This is a genomic window from Actinomadura gamaensis, from assembly GCF_042652125.1.
Lineage (GTDB): Bacteria > Actinomycetota > Actinomycetes > Streptosporangiales > Streptosporangiaceae > Spirillospora > Spirillospora gamaensis.
Window position 1 is genome coordinate 907,360 of sequence record NZ_JBHSIT010000002.1, and the last position, 7,781, is coordinate 915,140.

The following is a 7,781-nucleotide window of genomic DNA, read 5'->3' on the forward strand; positions in this document are numbered from 1 at the left end:
GCGGCGGTGGGGCGTCAGGCGGCGGTGGTGCGGGCGGGGCGGTGCGGCTCGCCGCGGTGGCGGGACGGGCGGCCGTCGATCTTCAGCGCCCGCCAGAGCCGGGTGGAGACCGGGTTCATCAGGCCGAGCTCCTCGGCCAGCATCCGGACGTCGCCGAAGTAGCTCCGCATGATGGCGCGGGAGGCGGGGCTGTCCCAGAACGCCTCCTTCATCACCGAGGCCGGGATGTCGAACCGGTACTGCAGGTCGCGCGGCGGCGTCATGATCGCGCCGGCGAGCCAGCGCATGATGATCGGGTAGGCGAGGGAGGTCGCGCCCCGGCCGAGCCTGCCCTGCCGCTTCACCTTGTCGTGCAGGAAGCGGTGCGCGAAGGAGATGTGCCGCGCCTCCTCGGCGATGTGGATCTCCATGGTGCGCAGCAGCGCCGGGGGCCGGTTCTCGCCGTCCCGGATCACCTCCTTCTGGAAGTGGTCGATCGGCTCCTCCCCGGCCAGGATGCCGATGAAGAAGATGATCGGCAGGTAGGCGCCGAGGTGCCAGAAGTGCGAGGTCGCGCGGTAGTCGCTGCGCATCCCGGGGACGGCCAGGCCGGTCCGGTTGACCAGCTCCTGGAACATCTGGATGTGGTTGCACTCCTCGGTCATCTCGTGGAGGCAGTAGCGGAACTCGGGCGTCCCGTTCGGCAGCCGCATCGCGTACTGCATCATGCCGCGGACGAGGACGCTCTCGAACTGGAGCCCGACCTTCTGGATGTTGGCGACGCGCCACATCCCGATCTCGATCCTCCGCTTCTCCGGCTGCGCCTTGTACCAGGGGTGCGCGCCGAGCGGGTCGCAGTCGGGCAGGATCCAGCGCGGGTCCTCGGGGTCGATCTGGAACTCGGGCGAGTCCCAGTCGATGTCGAGGTAGGGGTCGAAGCGCCGCGCCACCGAGCCCTCCGAGAGGACGCGCAGCGTGTCCCGGTAGTCCTGGTCGATCTTCACGACCGCCTCCGCCCACGAGTTCGTTTACAGTTCGTGGGTCGACTGTAAGTACCTGATCACTTGCAGGTCAAGGCCGGACGATCGCCCGGCCACGGTGATGTGGGACACTCGCCCCAGCGAGACGATGGGGAGGTCGGGGTGGTGGGCGGGCCGCGCGGCGACGCGTCCGGGGGGATGCGGCAGCGGATCTTGGACGCCGCGGCCGAGTGCCTGATCGAGGGCGGCTTCGCCTCCGGACGGATCCTGTCGGCGATCGCCCGCAAGGCGGGCATCTCGCGGCCGACGCTGTACAAGTACGGCGGGACGGTCGAGGACATCCGCCACGCGCTGGTCGAGCGCGAGCTCACCCGGTTCCTGGAGGCGCTCGCGCCGCGCCTGGAGGGCATGTCCTGGACGGCCGACTACGCCACCGACCTGCTGGTGTTCGTGGTCGGCTACGCGCGCGGGCACGCCCTGCTGAACGCGGCGCTGCGGGACGTCCCCGAGATCGTCCTGCCGGAGTTCACCCTCAACGCCGACGGCCCGATCCGGCGGATCTCCGAGCTGGCGGCCCCGATCGTCCAGCGGCACATCGACGCCGGGCGGATCCCGCCCGTGGACGTCGAGATGTTGACCGACGCGCTGTTCCGTATCACGCTGTCGATCGTGCTGATCCGCGGCCCCTACGACTTCGACGACCCCGAGGTGCTGCGCCGGTACCTGCGCAACGCCCTCGGCATGGTCGCGGAGCTGGCCTGATCCGCATCACACGGCTCTGACCTGCGAGAACACCGACTTGAATTGGTCGGTTCAGTCTCTTGAACCGTTCATGTTTGAGGGCGTAGGTTGGGCGGCATGAGCGCACCGCAGCCCCTGACCATCGCCGAGGAGCTGCGCGGTGCCGGCCTCCGGGTCACGGCCGCACGCGTCGCGCTGCTCGAGACCGTCCGCGCCGGTGACCACCTCGGCGTCGAGGCCCTCGCCGCCGGGGTCCGGGACCGGGTGGGCCACATCTCCCTGCAAGCCGTCTACGAGGCGCTGCACGCGCTGACCGCCGCCGGCCTGGTCCGGCGGATCGAGCCCGCGGGCAGCCCGGCGCGGTTCGAGGGCCGCGTCGGCGACAACCACCACCACATCGTCTGCCGCTCCTGCGGCGCGGTCGCCGACGTCGACTGCGCCGTCGGCGCCGCCCCCTGCCTGACCGCCTCCGACGACCACGGCTTCACCATCGACGAGGCCGAGGTCACCTTCTGGGGCCTGTGCCCCGACTGCTCAGCCGCTCAGAGTTCCTCATCGGTCTAGACCCCGAAGGGTTCCCCCATGTCTGAGAACCAGAACACCAGCGGAGAATGCCCCGTGGCGCACACCCGCGCCCCCCATCCGACCCAGGGCGGCGGCAACCGCCAGTGGTGGCCGGAGCGGCTCAACCTGAAGATCCTCGCCAAGGACCCGGCGGTCGCCAACCCGCTCGGCGCGGACTTCGACTACGCGGCCGCGTTCCAGACGCTCGACCTGCCCGCGGTGAAGCGCGACATCGCCGAGGTGCTGACCACCTCCAAGGACTGGTGGCCCGCCGACTTCGGGCACTACGGCCCGTTCATGATCCGGATGGCCTGGCACAGCGCGGGCACCTACCGCATCCACGACGGGCGCGGCGGCGCCGGCTCGGGCCAGCAGCGGTTCGCCCCCCTCAACAGCTGGCCCGACAACGGCAACCTCGACAAGGCGCGGCGGCTGCTGTGGCCGGTGAAGAAGAAGTACGGCGCCGCGCTGTCCTGGGCCGACCTGCTCATCCTCACCGGGAACGTCGCGCTGGAGACGATGGGCTTCCCGACGTTCGGCTTCGGCGGCGGCCGCGTGGACGCCTGGGAGGCCGACGAGGACGTCTACTGGGGCCCCGAGACCACCTGGCTCGGCGACGAGCGCTACACCGGCGACCGCGAGCTGGAGAGCCCGCTCGGCGCCGTCCAGATGGGTCTGATCTACGTCAACCCCGAGGGCCCGAACGGCACGCCCGACCCGCTCGCCGCGGCCCGCGACATCCGCGAGACGTTCCGCCGGATGGCGATGAACGACGAGGAGACCGTCGCGCTGATCGTCGGCGGCCACACCTTCGGCAAGACGCACGGCGCGGGCCCGGCCGAGAGCGTCGGCCCGGCCCCCGAGGCCGCGCCGATCGAGCAGCAGGGCCTCGGCTGGAAGAGCAGCCACGGCACCGGCAAGGGCGGCGACGCGATCACCAGCGGCCTGGAGGGCATCTGGACGACCACGCCGACGCGGTGGGACAACTCCTTCCTGGAGATCCTCTACGGGTACGAGTGGGAGCTGTTCCAGAGCCCGGCGGGCGCGCACCAGTGGCGGCCGAAGGACGGCGCGGGCGAGGGCACCGTGCCCGACCCGTTCGATCCGGAGAAGAAGCACGCGCCGACGATGCTCACCACCGACCTCGCGCTGCGCGTGGACCCGGTGTACGAGCAGATCACCCGGCGCTTCCTGGAGCACCCGGAGGAGCTGACCGAGGCGTTCGCGCGCGCCTGGTTCAAGCTCACCCACCGCGACATGGGCCCGGTCGTCCGCTACCTCGGCCCGGAGGTGCCGTCCGAGGTGCTGATCTGGCAGGACCCGCTGCCCGAGCGCACCCACGAGCTGATCGACGACGCGGACGTGGCCGACCTGAAGGCGCGCGTCCTCGGCTCCGGCCTGACCGTGTCGCAGCTGGTGTCCACGGCGTGGGCGGCGGCGTCGTCCTTCCGCGGCAGCGACAAGCGCGGCGGCGCGAACGGCGCCCGCATCCGGCTCCAGCCGCAGATCGGCTGGGAGGTCAACGAGCCCGACAGGATCGCGGCGGTGCTGCGGACGCTGGAGGGCGTCCAGGAGGCGTTCAACTCCGGCCGGACGGACGGCAAGCGCGTCTCGCTGGCCGACCTGATCGTCCTGGCGGGCGCGGCGGGCGTGGAGAAGGCCGCCCGGGACGCCGGCGTCGAGATCACCGTGCCGTTCACGCCGGGCCGCGTGGACGCCTCGCAGGAGCAGACCGACGTCGAGTCGTTCGAGGCGCTGGAGCCCGCCGCCGACGGCTTCCGCAACTACCTCGGCAAGGGCCTGCGGCTCCCCGCCGAGTACCTGCTGCTGGACCGCGCGAACCTGCTCACGCTCAGCGCCCCGGAGATGACCGTGCTGGTCGGCGGCCTGCGGGTGCTGGGCGCGAACTTCCAGGACTCGCCGGTCGGCGTGTTCACCGGCACGCCCGGGAAGCTGACCAACGACTTCTTCGTCAACCTGCTCGACCTCGACACCGAGTGGCGGGCGACCGGCGACGACAACCTCTTCGAGGGCGTCGACGCCGCGACCGGCAAGGTCCGCTGGACCGGCAGCCGCGTCGACCTCGTGTTCGGCGCGAACGCCGAGCTGCGGGCGGTCGCCGAGGTGTACGCGACCGACGGCGCGCAGGAGAAGTTCGTGGCCGACTTCGTCAAGGCGTGGGCCAAGGTCATGGACCTCGACCGGTTCGACGTCCGCTGACCTCGGCGGGCAGGGCGTAGAGACGTAGAGACGGAGAACGGCGTCCGGGGCACCCCGCTCCCGGACGCCGTCCGCCTGTGCGGCGGTCCCGTCAGCCGCCGAACCGCAGCGGCGAGAACGGGACGGCCGGGTCGGGCACGGCCGTCCCGGTCAGGTGGGCGGCCATGGCCTCGGCGGTGACCGGGCTGAGCTGCACGCCCATCCGGAAGTGCCCGGACGCCAGGTACACGTCGGGGACGGCGGTCGGGCCGATGACGGGCAGGTCGTCCGGCGAGCCGGGCCGCAGGCTCGCGCTGATCTCGGCGAACCGCAGGTCGCCGGCGCCCGGCAGGACGGCGGCGGCCCGCGTGAGCAGCTCGTTCGTCCCGGCGGCGGTGACGGTCTCGTCGTAGCCGCGCTCCTCGTAGGTCGCGCCAACGACGAGCTCGCCGTCCAGGCGCGGGACCAGGTACAGCGACGAGCCTCCCGACAGGGCGCGCGCGGTCAGGTTCAGCAGCGGCGGGTCGGAGTGCAGCCGCAGGATCTGGCCCTTGACCGGCCGGATCTCGGGGATCGCGCCCTTGGGCAGGCCCTCGATGCGGTGCGTCCAGCAGCCCGCCGCCAGCACCAGCCGGTCGAACGGGACGACGCCGCCGTCTCCCAGCAGGACGGTGTGGCCGTCCACGCGGATCACGCGCTCGTGCACGACCGTCCCGCCGAGCTTCTTCAGCGCGGTCTGCAATGCCGCCGTCATGACGCGCGGGTCGATCGCGCCGTCGTCCGGCGACAGCAGGCCGCCGAGCGCCGGGGCGAACGCCGGCTGCAACCGCGCGCACTCCTCGGCGGAGACGCGCTCGACGGCGATGCCGAGCGACTTCTGGAACGCGTGCTGGTGGTCCAGGGTGTGCAGGGCGTCGTCGTCGAACGCGGCGTCGAGGACGCCGTCGCGGCGGTACCCGGACGGCGCGAACTCCTCCAGCTCCGCCGCGAACGACGGGTACAGGTCGCGGGACGCCAGGTACAGCGCGAGCAGTTCCGGCTGGTCGTAGAGCTGCTCGTTGCCGGGCGGCAGCATCCCGGCCGACACGTGGGACGCCTTGCTCGCGGGCGCGGGGTCGATCACGGTGACCGACAGGCCGCGCTGCTGGGCGCGCCAGGCGGTCGCGAGGCCGATCACGCCGCCCCCGGCGATGACGATGTCCATCATGCTCCGTCCCGGTTCATCGTGATCCGTCCTGGAGGAGTCGCCGCAGGTGGCGGGCCAGTCCCGCGGGCGTCGGGTGGTCGAAGGTCAGGGTCGCCGGGAGCCGCAGCCCGGTCGCGGCGGACAGCCGGCGGCTGAGTTCGAGGTTGCCGAGCGAGTCGAGACCGGCCGCGCCGAACTCCCGGTCGGGCGCGACGTCGTCCAGGCCGTCGTGGCCGAGGACGGCGGCGGCCTCGGCGCGGACGAACTCCAGCGCGGCCAGGTCGCGCTCGGCCTCGGGCAGGTCGGCCAGGCGGCGGCGCAGCGCGTCGGTGGCGGTCGCGGTGCGGTGCTCGGCGCGGGCGGGCGCGAGATCGGCGAGCACCGCCGGGACGCCGTCCCCGGCGAGCGCCGCCTCGTCCAGCCGGACCGGCGCGAGGACGGCCTCGTCGCGCGCGAGCGCCGCGTCGAACAGCGCGAGGCCCTGCTCGTGGGCGAGCGGCGCGAGGCCGGAGCGGCGCACGCGGTTCAGGTCGGCGGCCGAGAGGGCCGAGCCCATGCCGCCGTCGTCGGCCCACAGGCCCCAGGCGAGCGAGACGCCGTGCAGGCCGAGCGCGCGGCGGCGGTGCGCGAGCGCGTCCAGGACGACGTTGGCGGCGGCGTAGTTCGCCTGCCCCGAGTTGCCGATCTGCCCGGCGACCGAGGAGAACAGCACGAACGCGCAGTCCGGGTCGCCGATCAGCTCGTGCAGGTTGAGCGCCGCGTCCACCTTGGGCCGCAGCACGCGGTCCAGGCCGCGCGGGCCGAGCGCGCCGACGGTGGCGTCCGCGACGACCCCGGCCGAGTGGATCACGGCGGACGGCGCGGGGATCCCCGCCAGGACGCGTTCCAGCGCGGCCCGGTCGGCGGCGTCGCACGCGATCACCTCGGCGCGGGTGCCGAGCGCGTCCAGCTCGGCGACCAGCTCGGCCGCGCCGGGCGCGGCGGGACCGCGGCGGCTGAGCAGCACCAGGTGCCGCACGTCGTGCCGGGTCGCCAGGTGGCGCGCGAAGACGCGGCCGAGCGCGCCGGTGCCGCCGGTCAGCAGGACCGTCCCGGACAGGGTCGTCCGCTTCGGGGCGGGCGGGCAGCGGACGAGCCGGGGCCGCGACAGCGCGCCCTGCCGGACGGCGAGCTGCGGTTCGCCGGTCGCGGCGGCGGCGACCAGCGCGCGGCCGGAGTCCTCCGGGTCGTCCACGTCCACCAGGACGAACCGTCCGGGATGCTCGGACTGCGCCGTCCTCAGCAGGCCCCAGACGGCCGCGCCGGGCAGGTCGGACAGGTCCTCCTCGGGACGGGTCGCGACCCCGCCGCTGGTGACCAGCAGCAGCCGCGCCCCGGCGAGCCGGTCGTCGGCGAGCCAGTCCTGGACGAGCCCGAGCGCGCGCTGCGCCGCCGACCGGACCGGCGCGTCCTCGTCGGTGCACGACACGACGACGATCTCCGGCACCGGGCGCCCGTCGCGCAGCGCGGCGTCGAGCGCCCGCAGCGAGGAGTAGGCGTCGAAGGGGCGCCGGGCCGCCTTCAGCCCGCCGGTCACGCCGAGGTGGTCGGTGCCGAGGAAGGCCCAGGCGCGCCGCTCGGCGGCCGGTCCCGGCTGCGGGACGGCCTGCCAGGCGGGCCGCAGCAGCCGCGTGCCCTGCGCGGCGGCGTCGAGCTGCCCGGCGGTGACCGGCCGCAGGACCAGGCCGTCCACGCTGGCGACGGGCTCGCCGTCCGGGCCGGTGAGGGTCAGCGCCGCGCCGCCCTCGCCGGGGACGGTCCGCACCCGCACCGCCCGCGCCCCCGCCTTGTGCACCCGGACGCCGCGCAGCGCGAACGGCAGGACCGTGCCGCCGTCGCCGTCCAGGCCGGGGACCAGGGCGGTCTGCAACGCGGCGTCGAACAGCGCCGGGTGCAGCAGGTAGCCGTCACCGCCGTCCCCGCCGCCGTCGAGGCGCGCGTCGGCGTGCACCTCCGTGCCGTCCGTCCAGACCGAGCGCAGGCCGCGGAAAGCGGGCCCGTAGCGCAGCCCGCGGTCCGCGAGGCGCCCGTACAGGCCCTCGACGTCGATCTCGCCGGCCCCCTGCGGAGGCCCTGCTGCCGTGCTCATGTGG

General features: G+C 73.9%; 6 protein-coding genes. 3 read left to right on the forward strand and 3 right to left on the reverse strand.

Annotated elements, in window-relative coordinates; all coding sequences use genetic code 11:
• Positions 1 to 14: 14 nt before the first annotated feature.
• Entirely contained in the window at positions 15 to 983 is a 969-nt protein-coding gene (locus ACFPCY_RS09680; RefSeq protein WP_378253455.1) for an AurF N-oxygenase family protein, read from the reverse strand.
• 138 nt (positions 984 to 1,121) lie between these two features.
• On the opposite strand from ACFPCY_RS09680, the gene ACFPCY_RS09685 reads away from it, so the two are divergent.
• The 3 genes from ACFPCY_RS09685 to katG all read left to right on the forward strand — a co-directional run bounded on the left by ACFPCY_RS09685 (position 1,122) and on the right by katG (position 4,484).
• Positions 1,122 to 1,721, forward strand: a complete 600-nt coding sequence (locus ACFPCY_RS09685; protein ID WP_378253457.1) for a TetR/AcrR family transcriptional regulator — start codon at positions 1,122 to 1,124, stop codon at positions 1,719 to 1,721.
• 96 nt (positions 1,722 to 1,817) lie between these two features.
• On the forward strand, positions 1,818 to 2,264 hold the full coding sequence (locus tag ACFPCY_RS09690) for a Fur family transcriptional regulator (RefSeq protein ID WP_378253459.1): 447 nt from the start codon (positions 1,818 to 1,820) through the stop codon (positions 2,262 to 2,264).
• A gap of 18 nt (positions 2,265 to 2,282) precedes the next feature.
• Positions 2,283 to 4,484, forward strand: coding sequence for a catalase/peroxidase HPI (gene katG, locus ACFPCY_RS09695; protein WP_378253461.1), 2,202 nt, complete (start codon positions 2,283 to 2,285; stop codon positions 4,482 to 4,484).
• Between the two features lie 91 nt (positions 4,485 to 4,575).
• On the opposite strand, the gene thiO is transcribed toward katG, so the two are convergent.
• Both thiO and ACFPCY_RS09705 read right to left on the reverse strand, forming a co-directional pair.
• Positions 4,576 to 5,670 carry a glycine oxidase ThiO gene (thiO, locus tag ACFPCY_RS09700; protein WP_378253463.1) on the reverse strand — a complete coding sequence of 365 codons (1,095 nt, stop codon included), beginning with the start codon at positions 5,668 to 5,670 and terminating at the stop codon, positions 4,576 to 4,578.
• A 13-nt stretch (positions 5,671 to 5,683) separates the two neighbouring features.
• Complete coding sequence (locus ACFPCY_RS09705; protein WP_378253465.1) at positions 5,684 to 7,777, reverse strand: type I polyketide synthase; 2,094 nt, start codon at positions 7,775 to 7,777, stop codon at positions 5,684 to 5,686.
• Between the last annotated feature and the right edge of the window lie 4 nt (positions 7,778 to 7,781).